The organism is Spirosoma sp. 209, from assembly GCF_002006735.1.
Lineage (GTDB): Bacteria > Bacteroidota > Bacteroidia > Cytophagales > Spirosomataceae > Spirosoma > Spirosoma sordidisoli.
This window is the reverse complement of record NZ_MVEC01000001.1, coordinates 380,573-404,041: the sequence shown is the minus strand read 5'-3', so window position 1 is coordinate 404,041 and position 23,469 is coordinate 380,573. Positions and strand designations below refer to the sequence as shown.

The following is a 23,469-nucleotide window of genomic DNA, read 5'->3' as shown; positions in this document are numbered from 1 at the left end:
GCATCGAACCAGTCGATGCGCCCCTCCTGCGTTATATCAAGACGTTATTTGATCTCTTCGTAATCGACATACTCGCCCCCCTGAAAGCGCGTATCGCCCTTTGGCCGGTTGTCTACGCGCACATCGCCCTCCCGGCGGTTGCTAGTCGGGTGTTGCTTCTGTTGTTTAACCAGCTGCCGGCCAACCAGCAGATAGAATACAAACCGGCGCACCGGCGGTACAAACAGAATGATCAGGGTGATGATGAACAGATATTTGAGCAGCATGTCGGATGTCGTTCGTACTGAATAAACGTCAGGGAAGCCTGATTAGTTTGCTTACTGACCATACAAGGCTTTTCCGGCGGCTTCATACTTATCGCCCGCTACCCATTGGGGGCGGGTAGCGCGGTCGGCAATCAGCCGGGCCATGTGCGCATACGCCTGGCAGAAGCGATGCAGGTAGCCAAAATTGATGGAGTCAGGATTGTCGATCGCCTGGTGGTAATATTTGCCGATGGCCGCGTCGAAGGCCGTAAAACCCGGGGCGATATCGGGAGCGGGTACGCCTTTGATCGCAAAATTAACGTTGTCGGACCGGTCGAAGAGGCCCTGCTCGGGGGCGGGTTCGGCAAAGATACCGAGGCCAAACGCTTTGGCACCGGCTTCTATTTCGGCTTTGGCGCCGGTTCGCTCCAGCCCGATGACCGAAATGAGCGTGGTGTCGTTATAGCCGGCCCCGTCCGTGTTCAGATCGAAGATCGTTTGTTTCAGCGGTACCAGCGGATGCTCGGCGTAATACCGGCTGCCGAGTAACCCAACTTCTTCACCCGTCAGGGCCAGCACCAGAATAGAGCGCTTAGGCCGTTGCTGGGTCAGCGACTTGGCCGCCGACAGCAGGGCTACCGTACCGAAGGCGTTGTCGCGCGCGCCGTTGAAGATGCTGTCCGATGGCTGGTAGGGATTGCCGCCCTGTTTGCCCACGCCAACATGGTCGAAGTGCGCCGACAGCACAACGTACTCGTCTTTGAGTTTGGGGTCAGTGCCTTCAATAATGCCGGCTACGTTGGCCGACGGAGCCGTTGAGCGGGGTCGTCCCGACGTACGCAGCGTAACCGACTGGCCGGGCTCTTTCAGTTGTTTATACTGGTTGTTGGTATTGTTGACCCACAGATGAGCCACCGGGGCACCCCCATCGGCCGGAGCAGGCAGGCTGACCTGTTCGCGACTGAAATACTGGTTAACGAATCCCCACGGAATAGACTCGGCATACAACTCGATCAGGGCCGCTGCCCCTTTTTCGGTAGCCAGCTGGCGCTTCCGGTTCGACGCCCGGAAGATTTCGCCCGGTCCTTTGGCCTCCGGAGAGCCACCCTGCGCCACGACAATACGACCTTTCACGTCGCGGCCTTTGTAGCCATCTTCGGCATCGGTCAGACCGTAACCGACGTAAACGACCTCGCCCGACAGGGTAGATGGCCCACCGGCCATCACGACCAGTTCTTTCCCGAGCCGGAGCGTATCTTTCCCCAGCGTCAGCGTGGCCATCGTGGCCGACCCGACCCGCTCGAACGCGATGGGCTGAAAATAATCGTTTCCTTCACCAGCGGGCCTGAGGCCTAGCAGCCGAAACTGCTCGGCAATGTAGCGGGCGGCAATCCGGTTGCCGGGTTCGCCGGTGCGCCGACCCTGTAGTTCGTCAGAAGCCAGGAAGCGGAGGTGTGTTTCGGGTTCGGTACGGGGGAGCCGTTGTTCGGGGAGGAGGGCCGATGGTGCTGCGTTTCTGGCTTTGGCAGGTGGTGCTTTGGCCGGGCGTGGCTGAGCCGTTACGCTGGTGGTAGCGACGTACAGGCCCGTCAGCAGGGCAAGTAACGAATGCGTTTGCATGATGATTGGGTTTGGGCGGTAAAACTACGAAAAAGGGAGCGAGGCCAGGCAGAACAAGGGATGATCGGTTGGCCGTCGGGGGGCTAGTCCCGGCGTTTGTAATGCTGGCGCGCAAAGCGCATGAACGTATCGGGCAATCCTTCGCTGACGCCCTGCAACTGGATGGAATAGAACTCGCGGTTAATGGTCAGGTTCTGCACGTCAACGATCTTGAGCGTACCGGCCCGTAGTTCTTCCTGAACCGCAAATACCGACACAAACGCGATGCAGCGCGAATAGCTAAGGTAGGATTTGATACCTTCGGTGCTGCCCAACTGCATCTCGATGGTGAGGTCAGTCAGTTTGATGCCCTGCCCCCGGAGCGCGTGTTCGATCACTTCGAGCGAGCCCGAACCGCGTTCGCGCAGCAGAATAGGAGTAGCCTTCAGCTCATCGAGGGTGATCTCGTCGCGGTCGGCCAGCGGGTGGTCGGCGCGGCAGATCAGTACCAGTTCGTCTTTGACGAACGGGGTATAGCGGATGTCGCTGTGGTGGGTTCGGCCCTCTACCAGCCCCAGGTCGATATCGTTCCGGAGCAGCGCCTGCTCGATCTGTTCGGTATTGCCGTTCAGCAGCGAAATGCTGACATCGACCGACTGTTCATGAAAGCGGGCCAGGATAGGTGGGATAACATATTGGGCTACGGTCGTACTGGCGCCGAGCCGAAGCGCACCGCCCGGTTCGCCTTTGAGCGCGTTCATGTCGAACTCCAGCTGTCGGTAGGTAGCCATAATGGTTTCGGCATGACGCAGCAGCAGGCTACCGGCGGCCGTCAGGCTGATTTGGTTACCGCGCCGGTCGAACAGGGCCGTACCGAACTGGTGCTCCAGCTCCTGAATGTGTTTGGTTACGGCGGGCTGCGTCACGTACAGCTCGGCCGCAGCTTTGGTAAAGCTGAGCCGCTTGGCAACGGTATAAAAAACGTTCAGGCGAAAGTCGAGCATGCTATGGGGTGTTGAACAGTCGGTTCAGCCAGGCAACGAAGCGCAGGCAGAGATCGGCGTCATGGTTAAGATACGTTGCCGTTATCGCTGTTCCCATCGGTTTGCCGGGCTCCTCCTGCCAGGCGAGCCAGGTATGAATAAGCGCTTTTTTTTGATGAATGAGCGGGTAACGGTTTATACCCTGTTGCTCGATGGTAGCTATAATTTGTTGAGCATGTACGTGTAGACGGTCATCGGCAGGAATCAATCGCTCCACAAAGTGCTCCAGCATACCGGGGGTGGTTACGTTGTCGGGCATCAGCCAGATGCCAATTGTCGGATTTCGGCCATCGCCCGTAATCAGGGTCCCATTCGAGTTGGGTGAAGCCGTTACCTGATACGATTTGCCAAGCAGGACCTGACGTATGCTATCCCAGCGTGCCTGCAAATCAGCGTCTGCATCGAGCAGGACCCCAATCACATCGACGGTAGGTCGCTGCCGCAGGATCTGCGCGGTAAGTTGATCGGCTATCTTGTCGACGCCCTGACAGTCGATGATCTCGAAATTATCATCCAGGCGGTGTTTGTCCCGAATGCTGGCTACAACGAATAAATCATCTTTGCCTTCAACGAGCAGTTTGAACGGAAGTTTTTTGCGGTCAATATACGTACTCATCGGGGGTCAACCTGAACGCGGGTGGTAGCCTGAATATCGTCGGCATCATAAACGGTTGCCACAATGTTGTCTTCATAGTTTTCGAGCCGGATCATGGTACCAGAGTCGGGGGGCAGCGACCCGGCGTTGAGGACGGCTGAGAAAGCGTCAACGCAGTCGAGACTATGCGTCGTGGCAAAAACCTGGATGTTGAGCCGCTCAGCCAGCGAAAAGATAACTTCCCACAATTTCTCCTGAACGGAATAATGCAGGCCATTTTCAAATTCGTCGATCAGCAGGTATCCGTTTTCGCAATTAACCATGGCAAGAATGATTGCCAGAATTCGGTTGATACCATCGCCCATTGAGCGGAGAGGAAGTTGCTGATTGCTATCTTCCAGCCGCACTATTGGATACCGCTTATTGCTCACAATATCGGTTCTGAAGTTTAGTTTGCTAACTCTGGGGTCAATGATCCTGAGTGCGTATATAACCTCTTCTTCCCAATCAGTTGTGGCAATTTCGTCGTAGAGGTGCCCTACGTTTACGGTGTTGATTTCGTTCGAGCGGATGAACTGGGTTTTGATGTCTCGAGGCTGCAGAAACGAAAAATCGCTTCGCGTTTTGGCATCGAGTATGTGGTAAGGCTGTATGATATTGTGATCTGCGTCAGAGTCTACTTCAAAAAATAACAGCTTCCTGGTCGGTGTTATCTCTACTTCCGAAGGGGCTGGCTCCATCAGACGCAGACTAAGCGTTAACTGACTTTTTATACCATTCCGATCAGTGGTAATCTGGGCTGAATCTTCTTTAGTACGGCTTACGCGATTGGTAAACAGGGATGCCAGCAGCGCCTGAGCGCGTAGTTGCGGATCTTCAGATGTTGATTCAAACGTGCCATCTCTGGTTTCCAGTATCTCATATATAGTCTGGAACCGCCCGTAGTTGGCCCATACATAAATTGCCTCCAGTACCGACGTCTTACCCGTGTTGTTCTTGCCAACCAGCAAGTTTACCCGCCCTAGCTTCCCGATGGTCAGGTGACGCAGGTTGCGGTAGTTTCGGATGTCGAGAGAGCGTAACATGGTTGTTAATGTTAATACCAGTCAAAGTACGGGTTAATACGAATATGAACAAAAAGCAGCACCTACTGGCTTTTCAGGTAGCCGTTCCGGTGTCGCGTCGCCAGATGAATCCGTCCAGTACGTAATGCGTTGCCTGCGGAAGGGCCAGCAGCGGAACCAGTAACGCGAGCAGCCAGTCGCTCTGAACGGTTGGCAGCGCCTGGAAGGTGCCGAATACGGCCCCGTGTTCGCGCCAGACCAGCCCGTCCCAGAAGCCTTCTTCCAGATACGCCAGCCCGATCACGACGCCCAGAAAAAGGACCAGACGCAGCCATACGCGCTGCGTCAGCGCCGACCGGCGCCTGAACCGGGGCGGGTTGGTGAGCCAGATCAGGGCCAGATACGGAATGCCGTGCGATACGACGTTGAGCAGGGTAAACGCCAGATCGCCGTTGAGGTAAACAATGCCGACGTACCACGACAGGGCCGTGCCGAGCACCAGCAGGTTGCGCGGCAGGTTAATGGTGCCGTATCGGAAGCCCGTGACCAGCTCTTTCGCCAGATACAGGCCGAGCAGACCCACGTACAGAAGCGTAGCTACCGCCCGACCCAGGGGCCAGTCGATCTGCCAGAAATCGCCGTCGGTAAACCAGTTGAAATTGCGGTCGGGTGTCAGGTGCCAGATCAGCAGCGGATAAAGCGTGGCAGCATAGATCGTTATGGCGTCGAGCCAGGCAAACCGACCCGATTCGGTACGGGCATAGAGCCGTAAAAAGCCGTACTGCTGCCGGACGAAATGGAAAACCGCCAGATAGGCCAGCGCCCGCCAGAACACCCCCGCCCCCAGGCTGTGCAGCCCAACGCCGATGAGATAGCAGACGACCGGCACCCCAACAAACAGCAGCCGCTGCCGCCGAAACCGCGCCCGGTCGAAGTAGGTGCGAAACAGGGTGCTGTACACATGCGCCACATCGATCAGGACGACGAGCAAGAACCAGCTCACCACCGGCATGTCGGTGGTGGTCCGGTAGCGGTCGGGCAGGAGCGCTACGATCAGCAGGGCTATAAACGGCGGCATCAGGATGAACACACCATCGTAGCGTGGAGAACGAATCCAGGGTTGCATGGGCCGTCAGACGGGGTTGGTGGATGGGTGCAGTGCCTGAACTATTTCGCGGGCGGCCCGGATGCCCTGATAAAAGGCTTCTTCAAAAAGAGATACCCCGCTCAGGTCCGAATGGGCGAAAAACAGCTGCTTGCCGATCGGACGCATGGCCTGCTGCCGTGCCTCTCCCCAGACGAAGCTGGGCGTGGGCGCCACCATGCCATGCCCCCATAGCTGTACATCGACCTGCTCAACAGAGGGCGTAACGCCGGGGTGTAGCGTCTCCAGCTCGGCCAGAACCTGCTGAACCCAGTCTGCGTAGGTCGACTGGTAGGCGCGTCGGCGGGCTTCGTGGGGCGGGGCGTCGGTAAGGGGCCAGTAGAGGGTTATAACCCGTTTGGGCTGGTCGCTCACGTCCTGATGGTTGGCGGTGATATAGCCTACCGAGGCCGTATTGTAGCCGACGTTATCCCAGCAGAGAGGCATACCGCCACCCTGAGGGAGGCTGTTGACGGTCAGGTTAGCCACCAGCCAGGGCGCGTTATGGACCCGATCGGCGAAGGCGGCCCGGTCGGGAGCCAGGGACCTGAGCAGTGATTTCGTTACAAACTGCGGAGTGGCCAGCAGCACCGCCTTCGCCCGGATGGCGATAGTCTGTTGGGCGATCACGTCGTAACACAGCACCCGAACCCCGTCCTCCTGAGGCTGAATGGCATAAGCCAGGTGATGAGTCAGCACGGTTGGTTGTTCCGACGGGCTGTCGACGGACTGGCGGAGGTGGTCGAGCAGAAAGCCGTTACCCTGGGGCCAGGTCAGCACATCGCTGGATGCAACGAGGCCTCCCGTCTGCGTACGGCCCTGCCCTTTTCGGGCGGCAAAATAATGCAGCCCGGCCCAGGCCGATATTGTTTCGGGGGTGGCGCCGTAGTCGTCCCGGCAGGCATAGGTCATGTACCAGCGCAGGTAGGGCGAGGTGTACCCGTGCTGGTCGAGGTAATCGGCGAAGGTGACGGTATCCAGCGCCCGGAAGGTCGGATCGGCCGACGACCGGTCGAGCGGAATGGCAAACGCATCGCGACCATCCTGCCCTTTGGCCTGTTTCAGGGTGTCGATGAGGGCGAAGAAGCGCGCCAGCTGCGCCCGGTCACTGGCCGGAACACCCCGCTCCGGCACCAGCCCTTCCTGCCAGTGCCCGTCGATGAGCAGTCGTTCCTGTGGGTCGTGGCAAAGGTGGTATTCGTTGTAGATGGGCTGACCATGGTCGGTATGTCCCGTTATGGTGCCGGTGTCGCGCAGAAAATCGATCAGTTCGGTGTTGCGCGGATCGGGTATGGGCAGGTAGTGCGCCCCCCAGGGGTAAGCCGATACGGTGTTCTGGCCGTGGCTCGAATTACCACCGGTTTGCTCGTCGAGTTCAACCAGCAGCGTATCGGAAAGCCCCTGCCGATGTAGCCACCGCCGGGCCGACAAACCGGCTATACCACCGCCTATGATCAGCACATCGACAGTTCGGTTGCGGGTGGGTGCCGGAAACGTCATGCCTCCGCGCAGCAGGTGACCGACCGCCTGGTTGGCGCCACGCAGCTGACCCGCTATGGGTACCCGGGCAGTAGTCGACCGGCAGCTTTCCAGCGCCCAGGGGCCGGCCAGCAGGCTCGCCAGGCCAAGCCCCGTCTGCTGCAGAAAAAATCGGCGGGTTGGCATCGGCTTAGTGGCTGTAGGGGCCCCAGTCGTCATCGAAATAACGAACCAGCGCCTGGTTGTTGAGTCGGTTGATGTCAGTAGGAATTTCGGCCATGTCGGTGGGGAAGTGGGTCAGGTCGGCCAGGGTTCGGACGTTGATATAGCGCAGCCCGGCCGGAAGCCTGACGGCGCGATGAACCGGCGATAGCGGCCGGTTTCGGGCGGCCAGCACATAGCCCCACTCCCCAAACGACGGTACGTAGGCATGGTAGGGCAGGGTCCGGAACCCAACGGCTCCGAGGGTGTGCGCAATGCACCAGAACGAGCGCCGGGCTACGTAGGGTGAGGTCGACTGAACCACCACGACGCCGTTTGCCGACAGAAGCTTGTCGAGCTCGCTGTAGAAAGCGGTGCTGTACAGTTTACCGATCGAATAGTTGGCCGGGTCGGGGAAGTCGACCACGATCAGGTCGTAGCGGCTGGTGTCCTGCCGAACGAACAGAAACGCATCGGCATTGAGTACCTCCACCTTCGGCGACAGCAGCGACCGCTGGTTCAGCGCCAGCAGCATCTCGTTCTGCTGAAACAGCTGCGTCATGCCGGGGTCAAGGTCAACGAGCCGGATGGCATCGAGTTGCGGATATTTCAGCAGCTCCCGTACCGCCAGCCCGTCGCCACCGCCCAGCACCAACACCCGCCGGGCCGACGGATTTTGCTGCATGGCCGGATGAATAAGGGCTTCGTGGTAGCGATACTCATCGGCCGACGAGAATTGCAGGTTGCCGTTCAGGAACAGCCGCCATTCGCGGGCGTTTCGGGTCAGCACAATGCGCTGGTACTGGGTGGTTTTGCTATAGATCACCTTGTCCTGAAACGCCAGGCTTTCGGTATAGGTCATGATCCGGTCGGCTCCCACGAACCCGACCAGCATCAGCCCCGACGCGACGATCATAGTCAGGGTGAAGCTGCGCCGGTAGGGCCGCGTTTCCTGAAATCGGTACAGTACCACAGCCGCCACCGCCAGGTTGAGCAGTCCGAAAAACAGCGAGGTACGCACCAGACCCAGCTGCGGCACCAGCACCAGCGGAAAAATCAGCGAAGCCAGCAGCGCCCCGATGTAATCGAAAGTAAACACGCGCGAAACCAGATCTTTAAAGGCGTACCGGCCTTCCAGAATCCGCATGAGCAACGGAATCTCCAGGCCGACCAGCACCCCCGTCAGCCCCACCAGCGCGTAGAGGACCACCCGGAACGACTGCACGTATTCGAACAGCACAAACAGCAGCGGGGCCGACCAGCCGCCGACCAGACCGACCAGTATCTCAATTCGGATAAACCACTTCAGCAGCGCTCCGTCGAGGTATTTCGAGAGCCACGAGCCAATGCCCATCGCAAACAGATAGGTACCGATGATGGTCGAAAACTGGGTAACGGAATCGCCCAGGAGGTAGCTGGCCAGCGTACCGGCAATAAGCTCGTAGATGAGTCCGCAGGTAGCAATTACAAACACCGACACCAGCAGCAGCACCGGCAGCAGGTCGGGCCGGGATGCGTTGCCGCGCGTTGATCGGGGTTGCTCTTCGCTAACCATGAATGGCCGAACTGATGATCAGGGCTACAGACAGCATGAACGCAGCCGCCACAATCGCCAGCGCGGTGTTGTGCTCCTCCATGATCTCTTTCCAGAGCGTTTTGGGCGTGAGCTTGTCGAAGATGTAAAAGCTGACGACCAGAATCAGGATGCCGATCAGGGAGTAAACAACCGATGCCGTGATCAGTTTGGGGTTCAGGTATTCCATAAGGGTAGCGGTTATTTGTGGTAGAAATGAGTGCGGCCAACGCGGCCCCCTGATCGTCCGCCCGAGCTGTAGCCCTGCCGTTTCTCGACCGACTCATCGTCGTCGCCGAGCAGGCGGGTGCCGGTAACGGTAGCCCAGGTGAAAACGCCCAGCACCAAAAGTACAACCAGGCCGTAGAGCCGAAGGGGTTTGAATTGGTTCATCGGTGTATCAGTCGTCCATGGCGCCGTAGTCGCTCTCGGCCCAGCGCCTTTGTTCAAAACTGGCTTGCTGGATGTAGCTCACAATGGGGTAGATCAGCAAAGCCGCCAGTATAAGAAAAATGTTGGAGTGCAGGGTGGTGTTCTGTTTTACCGTGATGCGAACCGGAGCCGGCATGGCGTTTTCGGCATAGGGCTGCACCTCCAGATGATACCGCCCCGACGGCACCCGCGACAGTACGGCCGATTCGCTCTGGCGGCCTTCGGTCCAGCTTTCGCCCCCGCTCACCCCCGAGTAGTATTCAATGCTTTTGGCAAACTCGTAGGCGTCGCCCGTCTGGTCGTTGACGAGCCGCACCGCCAGCTCGACCCATTGGTTAGTCAGGGTCGTATTCATCTGAACAGCGAGGGCGGTGGGCCCTTCTACCGCAAACGAAGGGCTGATAAACTCGCGCAGGGCGTTGCCTTTCGTGGAGTCGCGCTGACTGAAAAACGACTGTTCGATCAGCGTGGGCGACGACCGAAATCCGTTAAAAATCAGCATGATTAGCAGTACGGCCAGACAGGCCCCAATCGTCAGCGACACGAGCGGAGCCAGTAGGCCTTCGGTGGGCGAGGGCTGTATAGCGCCTACGCCCAGCGGCTGCGGCAGTTCGTTGTCGAGTCCGAAGGCGTCGGCAATGGCCTGCCGGGAGCGGTGCTCGGCCCGGTACCAGCTTGCTTCCTGTTCGTTCTTCTGCTCGCTGGAGAGCATGTAGGGGGGCGCGATGAACTCGTATACCGTCAGCGCTTCATCTTCCCGAATATTCCAGTCGAACTCCCCAACGGCCGCCAGCAAACGGGGCTGGTAGTGGTGGTACAGCTGGTAATCCCGATCGTCGTCATTGACGGTCCAGGAGCGGGCCGATTCTTTCAGGATGGTGTAGTCGTTGCGCGGGGCCGGCCGGACAAACTGCCAGTGGCCGTTATACTCGGCCAGTTGCGCATAGCCGACTACCGGGCTGTACAGCACGTACTCGCTCCACTCGGCTGCTGCTCCGGCCTCGGTCTTGCGCATGAACCCCACTACGCGGTAGGCGTTGCCGCCCAGCGTACCCGTTGCGCCGATCGGTATCAGCGGCTGGGTACTTAGTTTCTGCAGGGTATGGATAATACGCGGTGGCCCCTCGTGTTCGTATTCGAACAGGGTAGCGCAGGCCGGGCAGGCGTAGAACGAGCTGCCCGTAACGTCGTAATACGTGATCGACGTCTGGCAGTTCGGGCAGGTCAGCGTGGCCAATGGGGGTGTGGTCGGTGCAGACTCGGTCATCGGAGCAGTTCGGTTTTGGTTTGCTCGATGCCCTGAAAGAACGACAGGGTTTCGGTGTAGATCTGCCGGACCCGCGCCTGGTTGTCGCGCCGGTAGTTGGAGAGAAACACATCGAAGGTTGCCAGTCCGTATTCGGGCCAGGTGTGCATCGCGATATGCGACTCGGTTAGGCAGATCGTCACCGTGAAGCCGCCGTTCGGGAAGCTGTGATACACCTCGCCAACGTTGGTCAGGCCGAGGGTGTCGACAAGCTGGTCGAAGTGCCGTTTGCAGCTGCCGGCATCGGTCAGGGTCGATGCCGGCGCTGTAAACTGGGCCAGTATGTGCAGGCCGGGGCTATACATAGTTCGTTTAGGAAAGCCGGAAGTTACAACAGATCGACAGTCACCAGATTGTCGTCGGATACGCGGTCGATGAGTTTGTTGTACGGGTCTATACCGGCTTTGACTGGTTTGCCTTTTACGGTTACGTCAATGACCTGCTCGCCGGGCCGAATGCTGCGCTTCTGCATCAGCAGCGGCACTTTGATGGTCAGGCCGTCTTTGTTTTTACTATCGGCAGCCAGTACCGCAATATCGGCCACGACGGGGTTTTTGCCTTTACTAATCTCTTTACCGGTCTTGTCGTAATACTGCGTTTCGGAGCGGATGTAGAGCCGGACCTGGTAGCGATCGTTGCCGAGAGCTTTGGCTTCGGCTTTAGTGATGCGGTTGTCGTAGAGCGTCAGCTTCTCGAAATTGTCGGTCAGCCAGGGCCGGAGCGAGTCGGGGGTGGCCGCTTTCAGAAAGCCGTACCATTCCAGCGAGGTCGTAAAGGGGGCTTCCTGCCGGAAACGGGCGGCCTTCATATAGTCGTTAAGCGCCTTGTTGACCCGCTCTTCGCCGATATAGTCCTGCAGGGCGTACATCAGCATCGATCCCTTCTGATACCAGACATAGCTGCGGGTATCGTTGTCGAGCATATTGGCCTCGAACTTGTCTTCGTTCGAGCGGCCACGCAGGTACTGGTCGAGGGCGTACTTGAGGAACTTCGGCATGGCATCGGCTCCGTACCGCTGTTTCAGCACCATCAGCGCCGAATATTCGGCCATGGTCTCCGAAATCTGGTTGGCGCCCCGGGTGCGGCTTGGCATGATCTGGTGACCCCACCACTGGTGGGCTACTTCGTGGGCGGTTACGTAATAGGCGTAGTCGGTTTTGTCGGGGTCGCGGAAGTCGCCCACCCAGCCAAACTCTTCCGAATACGGCACCGTGGTCGGGAACGACTGCGCAAACGAGGCATAGCGGGGGAACTCCAGCACGCGCAGTACCGGATACGGGTAAGGGGCGTAATTCTTCGTGTAATAGCTGAGCGATGCCTTCATACTGGCCATAAACCGGTCGAGGTTGCGCTCGTGGCCGGGCTGGTGATAGATCTCCAGCGCCACCGTCTGGCCATCGGGGCCGGTCCATTTGTCGCGTTTGACGCCGTAGCGGGCCGAACACATACTGAAAAAGTAATCGGAGAAGCCGGGCAGCTTATACTTAAAATACTTGCGCGGCTTACCGTCGGGCCCGTTGGCTGTCCAGGTTTTCAGCAGCTCGCCGGGCATGATGGCCGTCTGGTCGGGGGTTGTGGAGATGGTTCCTTCGAAGGTAACCCAGTTGGCATCGGTCGTGAACAGAAAATCGCGCAGGCCGCGCGGGTCGGTCTGGGTGGGCAGTGACCATTCCTTGATGGGCAGGCTGTACTTCTTGCGGTACTTGTCGCTGCTGAGTTCCGCGTTGCCGTTATAGCCGAAGCCGGGCAGGATGCCGACGTTGAAGAAGGTGCCGTTGCTCAGGACATCCCGGTCATTACCGCTGTTGGCGAACCCGACATACTGGCCCGTTACGGCCATCTCCATGCGCGCACTGTCGCCGGGACTCAGCGGTTTGGCCAGCCGGTAGATCGTATAGCCCATCGCTTCGTCGCTGAATACCTTGCCGGGGGCTATACCGTTGATGGTGAAGCGCGTCAGGCTGCGGTGAAAGTTGTCGGGCGCCATGCTGATGTGTAGCGAGTCGATGGGCCGATCGCCCTTGTTGACGATCATAAACTGACCGGCTGCCACGGCTTTGAACTCGTCGGGATAGACATCTACGTTTACGCGGGCGCTGGTAATTTTGGGCTGGAGTACGTTGCGGTATTTGCTGTACTTCTTCTCGTAGCCGGCTAGCCGCTCCCGCCCTTCATCGGCCGAGTAATACCGGTTTTTGACGCTGACGTTCGTGTAGATCCAGGCCCCCATGCTGACAAAGGCCAGCAGCAGGATGGCGAATACGGCGATAGATACCCGACCCATCCGCTGCCGGGCCAACTGCCAGCGGGCTTTGAAGGCGGTATCGCTGCCGCGGTTCCAGAACCAGAGTGCCAGCACCAGCAACAGGCCGCCGAACGCATACCAGTAGGCCCGGAAGGCGAACAGGCCGGTCAGGTAATGCCCGAATCCGTTCATGTCCGAAATAGTGACACCACCCCCCGAAAACGGGATAGCCAGCCGGTAGCCAAACTCAGCAAACTGCGGCACGGCCCAGATGACAATGTATACGGCCAGCGTAACGATATGACCCGTGAACTTCTGGTTGACGAGCGTATGGACAAAAAAGGCCAGCATCACCAGCTGAAAATACTGGGTAAAGCCAATGGCGAGCAAATCGCGGAAATACAGGCCAAACTCGTAGTTGAAGTACCCTTTGACGGTCTGGTTCAATACCCCCGATACCAGCACCAGGCTGCACAGGAGCAAACAGACATACAGCATCGACAGCAGCTTGGCGCCGTAGTTCATCCAGTCGGGTACGGGCAGGGCATCGGCAATGGTATCGTAATGCACCGACTTGTCGCGGTGAACGACCTCGCCGGTATAGAAGATGAGTACGATCAGGACGAAGAAAAAGAAGGTGCCGTTGCGGGCTTCGAGCATGGCGTAGGTCGTGGGCAGCGATGGCGTTCCGTAAATCTGCGAGCCGAACCAGCCGTCGAGGAACAGGAAGAGCACCGCGCCGAGCAGAATGGCGATAAAATACGGATCACGAACAATGCTGCGGAACTCCAGTCCGGCCTGCCTGACCATCTGCCGAACGTAAGCACTGGTCTGGAAAACAGGCGTCGGTTTGGGCAGACTGGCCAGCGACGGGGCCAGTACCGGTTCATCGGCTCCTTTCTGTTTGCGGCCGAGTTTCACCGCCAGGAACCGGGTGAAACTGAACCTGAACAGGGTCAGGCCGAAGATCAGCAGCGCCACGGCGCCCCAGATCAGCCGGTTGGTGAGCAGATCACCTTCCAGAGGTGCCAGGAGCGTATTCTGCTCAACCGGCGTCCAGTATTTGGTGGCGTTGTCGTAGGCGTAGGACCCGAACGGATCGAGGAGGTTGACCAGGCGTTTGTTATCGAGATCACTGGCCAGGGTGCTGCCCAGCAGGTACCCGATGAACAGCAGAATGCTGGCTGCGTAGGTCGTAAAGACCTGCCGCGAAAAGGCAACCAGCCCGAAGAAGATGCTGCCGACCAGAAACATGTTCGGCACGACAAACAGCAGGAAGGGGTAGGCATAGTCGCGGAACCGGATCGGCCCGAAGCGTTCGGTGTTGTCGGCCAGGTTGAACACCGGCCCCAGCAGCGACCCCACCGCAATGCCCAGCAACCCGACGATCATGATCCCCAGCAGTACGACGAACGAACCAAAAAACCGCCCCAGCAGATAGCCCCGCTCGGTAACGGGGAAGCTAAAGAAGTAATTTTTGGTGCTGTGTTCGATGTCGCGGTAGACCGGTACGCCCATAATAGCCGAAGCGATGAGCATACCGAAGATCGTCAGCACCACAACGAACTGGCTGACGGCATAGGGCGAGTTTACGTTGGTTTTCTCGGAGGCCGGACCACTGCCATAAATGACAAACAGGAACGTGAACAGGAATAAAATCAGGGCGTAGAGGTACGTGGCCGGTCGTTTGAGCCGGTACGCCACTTCAAAACGAAATATTTCAAGAAACATAAGTCGTAAGGGGGTTAGAACATAAACCTAAGTCGATCAGGCGGGCAGTCATCGTTCCCAGCGTTGTGCATGATTCACCGTGGTCCGTGTCCTCACGGACCACTTCCCCGGATGGTTTGTTGCTGACGCACAAGTGGTCCGTGAGGACACGGACCACGGTGACCAGGTCAGGTGGTGCGTGCGGATCGGACGCCGACTGCACCACCGTTGCTTACCGTTAGACCGTAGTGACTTCCATGCGCTCCGTGATCTTGGCAAAGTAGACGTCCTCCAGGTCGGGAACGACGGCGTCGAAACCGGGTATCGGCCCGTCGCTGTAGGCGTGTAGCCGGGTTTTGCCGCCTTTCAACTGGGTCGAGATGACGCGGTGCATCGCCCGGTAGGTATCGATCTCGGTCTTCTCCACAAATTTCTGCCAGACTTTGCCGTGCAGATCGGCCACCAGGTCGTTGGGATTTCCCTGCGCGACGACCTCGCCGAGGCAGATAATGGCCATGTCGGAGCAGAGGTTCGTGACGTCTTCAACAATGTGGGTCGACAGAATGACCACCGTATTTTCGCCAATTTCGGCCAGCAGGTTATGAAAGCGGTTGCGCTCGGCCGGGTCGAGGCCCGCCGTTGGTTCGTCGACAATGATAAGCCGCGGGTTGCCGATGAGGGCCTGCGCAATGCCGAAGCGCTGTTTCATACCCCCCGAAAAGGTACCAAGGTTCTTCTTCCGAACGGTGTGCAGGTTTACTTTCTGCAGCAGGCCCGATACCAGCTCTTTCCGCTCGCGCCCGTTGGCGATGCCTTTCAGCGTAGCGATATGATCGAGCATGGCCTCGGCCGTTACGCGGGGATAAACCCCAAACTCCTGCGGCAGATAGCCCAGCAGTCGTCGGGTGGCGTCTTTCTGGGTCAGCACATTCAGGTCGGCCCCGCCAACATCGGTCAGCGTGATGCTTCCGCTGTCGGCCTCCTGAAGGGTGGCGATGGTACGCATCAGGCTCGATTTGCCAGCCCCGTTGGGCCCCAGGAGCCCGAACATGCCCTGCGGAATGGTTAGCGTTACATCTTTGAGCGCGTGAACCCCGTTCGAATAGGTCTTGGAAAGGTTGCGGATTTCGAGTTGCATACAAAGAGTGGGTAAAAAGTTTGGGGAAAGTCAATTTATAGCAAATAGTTACAAATTGAACAGTAAAAAAAGCCAAACTTGATCGGGCGGCTGATTCTGGTTGTCTAATGGCAAAAAAAAGCCCCATCCGTCGACCGAATGGGGCTTTTTTGTTATTGCAAACTACTCAGGACCTGACGGGTTTGGGAACCGATCGTTTATAGAGCGGCACCGTACTACAGGGCTCACCGAAGAGCAGACTCTGCACCACCGGCCGCAATACCCGCGTCAGCTCCACGTAGGCCGACGTGGGTACCGGTACTTTCGAGCAGCCTTTCACTACAACACGCGCATCGCGGTAGGTCTCGGGGTCGATCCGGGCAATGGCGTCGAGGTATAGCTTTGTCTCCAGATCGGCCAGCGACCCGAAAACAACGGTATGCGCATAGGGCTGGAGCTGCAGGGTCAGCAGCATGTAGGCCCAGGTCGGAACAATAGCATCTTCGGTACAGGTGATCGCTACATTTTTGCCCGCGTACTGGCTCCAGTCGTGTTCTTTCAGGAAAGCGCGGAAGTCTTTTTCTTTCAGAATAAGCCCCATGTAGAGGTTATCTTTCAGGTCGTAGACCAGGCGCTCGCCCGGGTGATAAAAGTCTTCCAGATCGAGCGTTACCAGGCCACTATTGGCTACTCGGTTGACCAGTTCTGTTTCCATCCGTCTCAGTATTTTTTGCTACTTTTGTAGATATATATCATCATGTCACGCCCCTAAACAACAGGCCCATGAAATTTATCGTTTCCTCGTCCGTCCTTCTTAAAAATCTTCAGCATATAAACGGGGTAGTGGCCACGAATCCCATCGTTCCCATCCTTGAAAACTTCCTGTTTCGTATTGAAGATGGTACGCTGACCGTTACGGCTTCGGACCTGCAAACGACCATGACCACCCAGATTCCGGTCGAAGCCAGCGAGAACGGCGCCATTGCCATTCCGGCCAAGCTGCTGCTCGATACCCTGCGTAGTCTGCCCGAACAGCCCGTTACCGTCAACATAGATACCGACACCTTCGGCACTGAAATCCTGACCGACAACGGTCGCTACAAACTCTCCGGCGAAAACCCGATCGACTTCCCAAAACTACCGACCGTGGCCAAGACTCTGTCGGTCGATATGACGTCGGATATTCTGCTGAGCGCCATCAACAATACCGTCTTCGCCACCAGCACCGACGATCTGCGTCCGGCCATGACGGGGGTGTACCTGCAGCTGTCGACCGATAATGCTACCTTCGTGGCTACCGACGGTCACCGCCTGATCCGCTACCGCCGGACCGACCTCGGCTCGGCAGCCAGTGCGTCGCTGATCGTACCGCGGAAGGCGCTGCAGCTGCTCAAAGCCTCGCTGCCGGAAAACGTGCCGGTGGTGGCCGAATTCAGCCAGGCCAACGCGTCGTTCACCTTCGGACCCACGCAGCTGATCTGCCGCCTGATCGACGAGCGTTTCCCCGACTACGAAAACGCCATCCCGACCAACAATCCCAACGTGATGACCATTGGCCGGACCGATCTGCTCAACTCGCTGAAGCGGATTATGATCTACGCCAACCGCACTACGCACCAGATTCGGTTGTCGCTCAAAACCAACTCGCTGACCATCTCGGCCGAGGATCTCGACTACTCGAACGAAGCCAACGAGAAACTGCTTTGCGACTACGATGGCGAGCCCATGGAAATCGGCTTCAACGCCAAGCTGATGTCCGAAGTCCTCAGCAACCTGAGCGCTAAGATGATTTCGCTCGAAATGTCGGCTCCGAACCGGGCCGGTCTGCTGATTCCTGCCGATAAAGAAGAAAATGAAGATATTCTGATGCTGGTCATGCCAGTGATGCTGAATACATACGCGTAAAAAAGAGTGAAGAATGATGAATGATGAATGGGTAATCGCTCGCGCAATACCTGTTCATCGTTCATCATTCTTCATTTATCATTATGGCCAACCCTGCTGTATCTGACCGTCGCGGCCCGGCGCTCATCTTTATTTTTATCACCCTCCTGATCGATGTAACGGGGCTAGGCATCATTATTCCCGTTGTTCCGAAACTGATTGAGCAGCTTATTGACGGCAACATTAGCGAGGCCGCCCGCTACGGTGGCTGGCTGACGTTTGCCTACGCGGCTATGCAGTTCATCTTCTCGCCGGTACTGGGTGGACTCAGCGATCAGTACGGTCGCCGGCCGGTGCTGCTGTTTTCGCTGTTCGGCTTCGGCCTCGATTACGTCCTGACCGGGTTTGCGCCAACCATCGAGTGGTTGTTTCTGGGGCGGCTGCTGGCGGGTGTTACGGGGGCCAGCTTCACAACGGCCAGCGCGTACATTGCTGACATCAGCACTCCCGAAAAGCGGGCGCAAAATTTCGGACTGATAGGCGCTGCGTTTGGGGTTGGCTTCATCCTGGGCCCGGCGCTGGGTGGTACGCTGGCCCAGTTTGGGTCGCGCACGCCGTTCTTCGTCGCTGCGGGGCTTACGTTTCTCAACTTCCTGTACGGGTTTTTCATCCTGCCCGAATCCCTGGCTCCCGAAAACCGACGCCCTTTCGACTGGCGACGGGCCAACCCGGTCGGGTCGCTGCTGAATCTGGGTCGGTATCCGGTTATTCTGGGGCTGGTGGCCTCGCTGGTGCTGATCTACATTGCCGGTTTTTCGGTACAGGGCACCTGGACGTTTTATACCATCGAGAAATTTGGCTGGGACGAGCAGATGGTTGGCTGGTCGTTGGCTACCATCGGGCTGGCGTTTGCTATCGTTCAGGGCGGGTTGACGCGAATAATTATTCCTAAACTCGGTCAGGAGCGATCGGTCTACGTGGGGCTTCTGTTTTCGGCGGTGGGTTTCGCTCTCTTTGCGGCTGCCACCCAGAGCTGGATGATGTTCGCGTTTATGGCTATTTACGCCATGGGCGGCATTGCCGGGCCTTCGGTGCAGGGGATCATATCGACCCAGGTACCGGCCAACGAACAAGGCGAGGTACAGGGCGCGCTGACCAGCCTGACCAGTACTACATCGATTTTCGGCCCGCTGATTATGACCAACCTGTTTTCGTACTTCACCAGCACCGAGGCACCCGTTTACTTTCCGGGCGCGCCGTATGTGCTGAGTGCGGTACTGACCCTGATCAGCGCCGTTCTGGCCTGGCGCGGTTTCCGGAAACCAAAACTGGTAAGCGTATAAACCAGCCGTTACCAGCCAATTTTATGAACGACACCTGGCTAAGCAGTCGGGTGTTTTTTTATGGGCCACAGCACTATGGTTCAATTTTTCTTTAATGCGGTAGCCTGATTCAAATTGTATTATAGGAAGATGCGGTTAGGCGCTAGTTAGGTTTTGAGTTAAGGTTATAATGAACAATACAATTCGCTATTAGAATAATGAAGGCATATAGTTTATCTATTTCTCATTGATAAAATCAATAGTAGTAAATATGATATAGACGTCTATTTTTGTACAGAAGTAAGTCGTTACAATTGAATACAACCTGTTTTGTCTATGAAAAATCATATCGTTTCGGTAGGTTCAGAATTTCCCGAGTTCAAGAAGTTGGCGGTGGTGTCGCTCGATAAAGGCAACGAGTTTTACGAAATCTCGTCAGACGACCACAGACAGGCTGGCAAATGGCTCGTGATGTTCTGGTGGCCGAAAGATTTTACCTTCGTTTGCCCCACCGAAATCGCTGAGTTCAACAAAAAATTTGACGACTTCGAAGACCGTGACACCATGCTCGTAGGTGCCTCGACCGATTCGGAGTTCGTTCACCTGGCCTGGCGTAAAAACCACGACGACCTGCGCGGGCTGAAGTTCCCGATGCTGGCCGACACCTCGAAGTCGCTGGCCGATGAGCTGGGTATTCTGGAAGCTAACGAGAAAGTAGCTTACCGCGTTACCTACATCGTTGATCCACAAGGTATTGTTCGGTGGGTGGCCGTTAACGATCTGTCTGTAGGCCGTAACGTAAACGAAGTACTGCGCGTACTCGACGCCCTGCAAACCGACGAGCTCTGCCCCTGCAACTGGACCAAAGGCGAAGCCACCCTGGCCGCTTAATAACTAAGCGATCGATACGATAAACCGGCGTGAATGAGGAGGATTGGTCTCCTCATTCACGCTTATACGCTTTACACGATGACAACGACACTGAATGACACGGCCCAATCGTTGCTAAGCAACCTGGGCATCGATACAACGGCTGACTTCCCGGTGCTGGAGCAGCTGAGTGATAACCGGTATCTGCGCGATCTGAAAATCAACGTTAGCAATGTGCTGAACAACAGCCAGCACCTGACCAGGAAAGAAGCGCTGCTGCTGGCCCTGTCGGTAGCCGCTAACGAAAAGCAACAGCTGCTGATCGACGCCTTTACCAAAGCCGCCGAAGCTGAAGGAGCCACAGCCGCCGAGCTAAGCGAAACGCTGGCCTGCACGTCGCTGCTGAGCACGAACAACGTGTACTACCGGTTCCGGCACTTCATGGATAAAGAGTATTACACCACGGCCCAGGCGGGTATCCGGATGAGCATCATGATGACGCCAGTACTGGGTAAGGAGTTTTTCGAACTCATGAGCCTGGTCGTTTCGGCCGTGAACGGCTGCGAAATGTGCGTTCGGTCGCACGAGGAGAGCGTACTCAAACACGGTGCTTCCGAAGCCCGCGTGCTGGACGCGATTCGCCTGGGTGCTGTTATCAAAGGATTGATTACGGTATTGTAAGCAACTGTTTCCAAAGAACCCCGTCAGTGGGTTTACCCCTGACGGGGTTCTTTGGAAATACCTGATCAAACTGGATGGTACTGCCAGGGGTAAACCCACTGGCAGACCGCCCCCCGTCAGTGGGTTTACCCCTGACGGGGGGAATCGAATGCCCCGCCCTGCCAGGAATAAATCCACTGGCAGGGCGGGGCATTTATACGAAATCGTTTCGCCAACGATAAGTCCGGTTACCGAACGATATTAACGGGGGCCGGTTTGGCCAGCCACGATCTTCCATTGGTTGCCCTCCAGCGAGAGAACGTCGGTGAAACGGAAGGTGGTGGTGTCCGGTTTGGCGTGTGAGGCTGTGCCCTGCGCCACAATGACGTTCTCGCCCAGTACGGCCGTCGTATCGAACCGGATGCTTTGTGCGTCGACCTTGTCATGATCGGCAATCAGGCGTCGGGCAATGGAGTCGACGGTGGTTTGCGACAGAGCCTCTTTTTTGGGTTTACTCCGTCCGAACGCTTTCTTTCCCGCGTTGGCCAAGTCTTTGAACACCGGCCAGTCGGCCGCGATACCGACCACGAATACAACCGTAATCAGGCTTGGAATAATCAGTTCGCGCTGAACGCTATTAGTGCGCCGGCTGACCGAATACCCTTTGATCGACGACCAGTTGTTGATAATGTGAAAGACGGCCGCACCGAAAAACAAAACGCCAAACCAGGCGTGGGTATGGTCGATGGTATGGTTACCCTGGCCCAGATAGATGAGTAGACCCGTTACGGAAAGGACTGCAAAGACGGCCGCAACCGACAGACTAACAAGGTTTTTTGATTTCATGGATGTTTAAGTGACGATTCTGCTCAAAATAGCACCAAACCCGGAAAACTACTTAAGGTGTTTGTCAAGGAACGCAAATACCTTCGCCAGGTTCTCCGGCGTATTGAACTGAGGACCACCGTGCCCCGCTCCCTCAAGCAGGGTAAGCGATACGCTGGCTGGGCCGAGTACGTCCTGAAGCGCAGCTGCCAGTAGTTTCGACTGCTCAGTCGGCACCAGCGGATCTTCGGTGCCGTGCTCGATAAAGAAGGGCGGGGATGCCGGGCTGATGTAGGTAGCGGGGCTGGCTCGTTTGACCAGATCATGAGCTTCCTGGATGGGTTTGCCAATCAGCGCCGACTCGGGTGAGTTGGCCGCGTCATGGTCAGGACGACCTTTGCCGCTGGCTCTGAACTGAGCGTCCATCTGATCAAACTGGATCGGGCCAAACCAGTCGACAACGGCCTGAACCCGCGCAGGCTGGTTCACGTTCGGGTCGCTCGGATCGTCGAAGTCCGTGAGGGTGCCGGTTGTTCCGGCCATAGCCGCCAGGTGACCACCTGCCGAGCCGCCCCAGGTTGCCAGCTTGTTGGGGTTCAGTTTGTAGGTTCTGGCGTTGGCCCGAACGAAGCGTATAGCTCTTTTTACGTCCTGAATCTGCGCCGGGAAGATGGCTTCTCCACTCAGCCGGTAGTTGATACTGACCACCGCATAACCTCGTTTGAGTCCTTCCAGCATGGGCGTAAGCTGTCCATCGGCTTTATCGCCCATTTTGAACGCTCCCCCGTGAATAGCAACAATAACCGGAAAGGGCCCTTCGCCGGTTTCGGGCAGGTAAATATCCAGCTGTTGAGCGGGTGATTGGGTTGCATAAGGCACATTGAGCCATTTCCGACTAATGGATTGGGTGTTGGGTTTGCCCATAGGTCCTCCGCGCGGCATGCCCGGCGGTTGAGCCAGCAACACACCCGCCCAACTCATCAGGCAGGCCAGCCGGACCAAACTACGCATCCATTTTACTGATTGGGCAAAGGGGGTCACGTACATAAGATTATGAGAGAAAGAATACATCAAAATAATGACTGGCACAGCTGGCAAAGTTGCTGGCGACAGGGCGGGTCATCAGGATACGTTTCGGCTTTTTTCAGACATAAATCGAACATGCAGACCCGATGGGCCGGGCAGGCACCAGAAGAAACCTGACTACCCTGCTCCTGGTCAATGTAGGTATTTATAGCCATCTTTAGGCCAAAACGCTTTTCCATGCGCATTACTCAGTACGACGGACTTTACGGAGAAACAATGACCGGTGCCGACGGCGAATACCTGTTCTCGGAACTGATCGAAACGCGCAGCCGTACGTTCGACTGGATCATACAACCCCACATTCACGCCCGGCTGTTGCAGGTATTCCTGGTTCTTTCCGGACGCGTCGAGTTTAAAGACGCCAGTCGAACGCGCCAGCTGGAGGGCCCCTGCCTCCTGCTGATTCCACCAACGGCGCTGCATGGCTTTGTCTACAGTGCTGACGTAACGGGCCATATTCTGACCCTGTCTGATACCTGGATAGACGGGCTGTTTCCGGCTTCGTCGGGCGTGGCTTCCATGCTGGGTCATGTGCAGTGTCTGACGGTCTTCGACGGGGCGTACTCGCCCCAGACTGTTCAGGAGCTGATCCGGCATATCGACGACGAGTTGTTCGACGACCGACCCGAAAAACGCGGTATGGTGCAGGCCTGTCTGCAGCGGCTCTTCATTGTGTTATACCGAATCTGGCAGCAGAACCACGACCTCGAAAACCGGCCGGACGATCCGTACCTGCGCTATTTTCGGGCGTTTCAGCAGCGGATCCGGCAGGTTGGCGGTCGGCACAGTATTGGCCAGTTTGCCGACGAACTGGCTGTCAGCCCTGTTCATCTCAACCGGATCTGTCAGGCCGTAGCCGGTAAGTCGGCGCTGCAACTGGTGCAGGAACATCGGCTCAACGAAGCCCGCAAGTACCTGCTTTATACCAGCTATACGGTATCCGAAATAGCCTACCTGCTGGAGTTCGATTACCCGAACTACTTTGCCCGGTTCTTCCGCAAACATACCGGCCTGTCGCCAACCGATTACCGGGCATCGACTAACCAGCGGGTTTAAATCGCCATCAATG

General features: G+C 57.1%; 22 protein-coding genes. 5 read left to right on the top strand and 17 right to left on the bottom strand.

What is annotated here, in order from left to right; translation table 11 throughout:
• Window positions 1-44: 44 nt before the first annotated feature.
• The 15 genes from B1C80_RS01830 to B1C80_RS01760 all read right to left on the bottom strand — a co-directional run bounded on the left by B1C80_RS01830 (window position 45) and on the right by B1C80_RS01760 (window position 16,468).
• Window positions 45-266 (bottom strand): DUF4834 domain-containing protein, encoded by a 222-nt coding sequence (locus B1C80_RS01830; RefSeq protein WP_077919331.1) that lies wholly within the window; start codon window positions 264-266, stop codon window positions 45-47.
• Between the two features lie 51 nt (window positions 267-317).
• On the bottom strand, window positions 318-1,865 hold the full coding sequence (locus B1C80_RS01825) for a M28 family peptidase (protein WP_077919330.1): 1,548 nt from the start codon (window positions 1,863-1,865) through the stop codon (window positions 318-320).
• An 83-nt stretch (window positions 1,866-1,948) separates the two neighbouring features.
• The gene (locus B1C80_RS01820; RefSeq protein ID WP_077919329.1) at window positions 1,949-2,848 is read right to left on the bottom strand and encodes a LysR family transcriptional regulator; all 900 of its coding nucleotides are present in this window, start codon (window positions 2,846-2,848) and stop codon (window positions 1,949-1,951) included.
• 1 nt (window position 2,849) lies between these two features.
• Window positions 2,850-3,503 carry a DUF3226 domain-containing protein gene (locus B1C80_RS01815; RefSeq protein ID WP_077919328.1) on the bottom strand — a complete coding sequence of 218 codons (654 nt, stop codon included), beginning with the start codon at window positions 3,501-3,503 and terminating at the stop codon, window positions 2,850-2,852.
• Entirely contained in the window at window positions 3,500-4,567 is a 1,068-nt protein-coding gene (locus tag B1C80_RS01810; protein ID WP_077919327.1) for an ATP/GTP-binding protein, read from the bottom strand. The genes B1C80_RS01815 and B1C80_RS01810 overlap by 4 nt, the downstream gene beginning before the upstream one ends.
• Before the next feature lie 73 nt (window positions 4,568-4,640).
• Window positions 4,641-5,672, bottom strand: a complete 1,032-nt coding sequence (locus tag B1C80_RS01805; protein ID WP_077919326.1) for a hypothetical protein — start codon at window positions 5,670-5,672, stop codon at window positions 4,641-4,643.
• Window positions 5,673-5,678: 6 nt separating this feature from the next.
• A complete protein-coding gene (locus B1C80_RS01800; protein ID WP_077919325.1) occupies window positions 5,679-7,355 on the bottom strand; it encodes an FAD-dependent oxidoreductase in 1,677 nt (558 codons plus the stop codon).
• 4 nt (window positions 7,356-7,359) lie between these two features.
• A complete protein-coding gene (locus tag B1C80_RS01795) occupies window positions 7,360-8,925 on the bottom strand; it encodes a polyamine aminopropyltransferase (protein WP_077919324.1) in 1,566 nt (521 codons plus the stop codon).
• Window positions 8,918-9,133, bottom strand: coding sequence for a DUF350 domain-containing protein (locus tag B1C80_RS01790; protein WP_077919323.1), 216 nt, complete (start codon window positions 9,131-9,133; stop codon window positions 8,918-8,920). The genes B1C80_RS01795 and B1C80_RS01790 overlap by 8 nt, the downstream gene beginning before the upstream one ends.
• A gap of 11 nt (window positions 9,134-9,144) precedes the next feature.
• Window positions 9,145-9,336 carry a hypothetical protein gene (locus tag B1C80_RS01785; protein ID WP_077919322.1) on the bottom strand — a complete coding sequence of 64 codons (192 nt, stop codon included), beginning with the start codon at window positions 9,334-9,336 and terminating at the stop codon, window positions 9,145-9,147.
• A gap of 7 nt (window positions 9,337-9,343) precedes the next feature.
• Entirely contained in the window at window positions 9,344-10,642 is a 1,299-nt protein-coding gene (locus tag B1C80_RS01780) for a DUF4178 domain-containing protein (protein WP_077919321.1), read from the bottom strand.
• The gene (locus B1C80_RS01775) at window positions 10,639-10,986 is read right to left on the bottom strand and encodes an S-adenosylmethionine decarboxylase family protein (protein ID WP_077919320.1); all 348 of its coding nucleotides are present in this window, start codon (window positions 10,984-10,986) and stop codon (window positions 10,639-10,641) included. Before B1C80_RS01775 ends, B1C80_RS01780 begins: the two co-directional genes overlap by 4 nt.
• Before the next feature lie 23 nt (window positions 10,987-11,009).
• Entirely contained in the window at window positions 11,010-14,657 is a 3,648-nt protein-coding gene (locus B1C80_RS01770) for a M1 family aminopeptidase (RefSeq protein WP_077919319.1), read from the bottom strand.
• 217 nt (window positions 14,658-14,874) lie between these two features.
• Complete coding sequence (locus B1C80_RS01765; RefSeq protein WP_077919318.1) at window positions 14,875-15,774, bottom strand: ABC transporter ATP-binding protein; 900 nt, start codon at window positions 15,772-15,774, stop codon at window positions 14,875-14,877.
• Window positions 15,775-15,940: 166 nt separating this feature from the next.
• Window positions 15,941-16,468, bottom strand: coding sequence for a DUF2480 family protein (locus tag B1C80_RS01760; protein WP_077919317.1), 528 nt, complete (start codon window positions 16,466-16,468; stop codon window positions 15,941-15,943).
• Window positions 16,469-16,536: 68 nt separating this feature from the next.
• Here B1C80_RS01760 and dnaN point away from each other — a divergent pair, with 68 nt between their 5' ends.
• The 4 genes from dnaN (at window position 16,537) to B1C80_RS01740 (ending at window position 20,510) form a co-directional block, all read left to right on the top strand.
• The gene (dnaN, locus tag B1C80_RS01755) at window positions 16,537-17,658 is read left to right on the top strand and encodes a DNA polymerase III subunit beta (protein ID WP_077919316.1); all 1,122 of its coding nucleotides are present in this window, start codon (window positions 16,537-16,539) and stop codon (window positions 17,656-17,658) included.
• Between the two features lie 83 nt (window positions 17,659-17,741).
• Window positions 17,742-18,980: a TCR/Tet family MFS transporter gene (locus B1C80_RS01750; RefSeq protein ID WP_077919315.1), complete on the top strand. Its 1,239-nt coding sequence runs from the start codon at window positions 17,742-17,744 to the stop codon at window positions 18,978-18,980.
• A gap of 315 nt (window positions 18,981-19,295) precedes the next feature.
• On the top strand, window positions 19,296-19,850 hold the full coding sequence (locus tag B1C80_RS01745; protein WP_077919314.1) for a peroxiredoxin: 555 nt from the start codon (window positions 19,296-19,298) through the stop codon (window positions 19,848-19,850).
• A 78-nt stretch (window positions 19,851-19,928) separates the two neighbouring features.
• Window positions 19,929-20,510 (top strand): carboxymuconolactone decarboxylase family protein, encoded by a 582-nt coding sequence (locus tag B1C80_RS01740; protein WP_077919313.1) that lies wholly within the window; start codon window positions 19,929-19,931, stop codon window positions 20,508-20,510.
• 240 nt (window positions 20,511-20,750) lie between these two features.
• Here B1C80_RS01740 and B1C80_RS01735 read toward each other — a convergent pair whose 3' ends face one another.
• The gene (locus B1C80_RS01735) at window positions 20,751-21,335 is read right to left on the bottom strand and encodes a DUF4405 domain-containing protein (RefSeq protein ID WP_077919312.1); all 585 of its coding nucleotides are present in this window, start codon (window positions 21,333-21,335) and stop codon (window positions 20,751-20,753) included.
• A gap of 48 nt (window positions 21,336-21,383) precedes the next feature.
• Window positions 21,384-22,361, bottom strand: coding sequence for an alpha/beta hydrolase (locus B1C80_RS01730; protein ID WP_077919311.1), 978 nt, complete (start codon window positions 22,359-22,361; stop codon window positions 21,384-21,386).
• Between the two features lie 216 nt (window positions 22,362-22,577).
• On the opposite strand from B1C80_RS01730, the gene B1C80_RS01725 reads away from it, so the two are divergent.
• On the top strand, window positions 22,578-23,456 hold the full coding sequence (locus B1C80_RS01725) for a helix-turn-helix domain-containing protein (protein WP_077919310.1): 879 nt from the start codon (window positions 22,578-22,580) through the stop codon (window positions 23,454-23,456).
• Window positions 23,457-23,469: the final 13 nt, after the last annotated feature.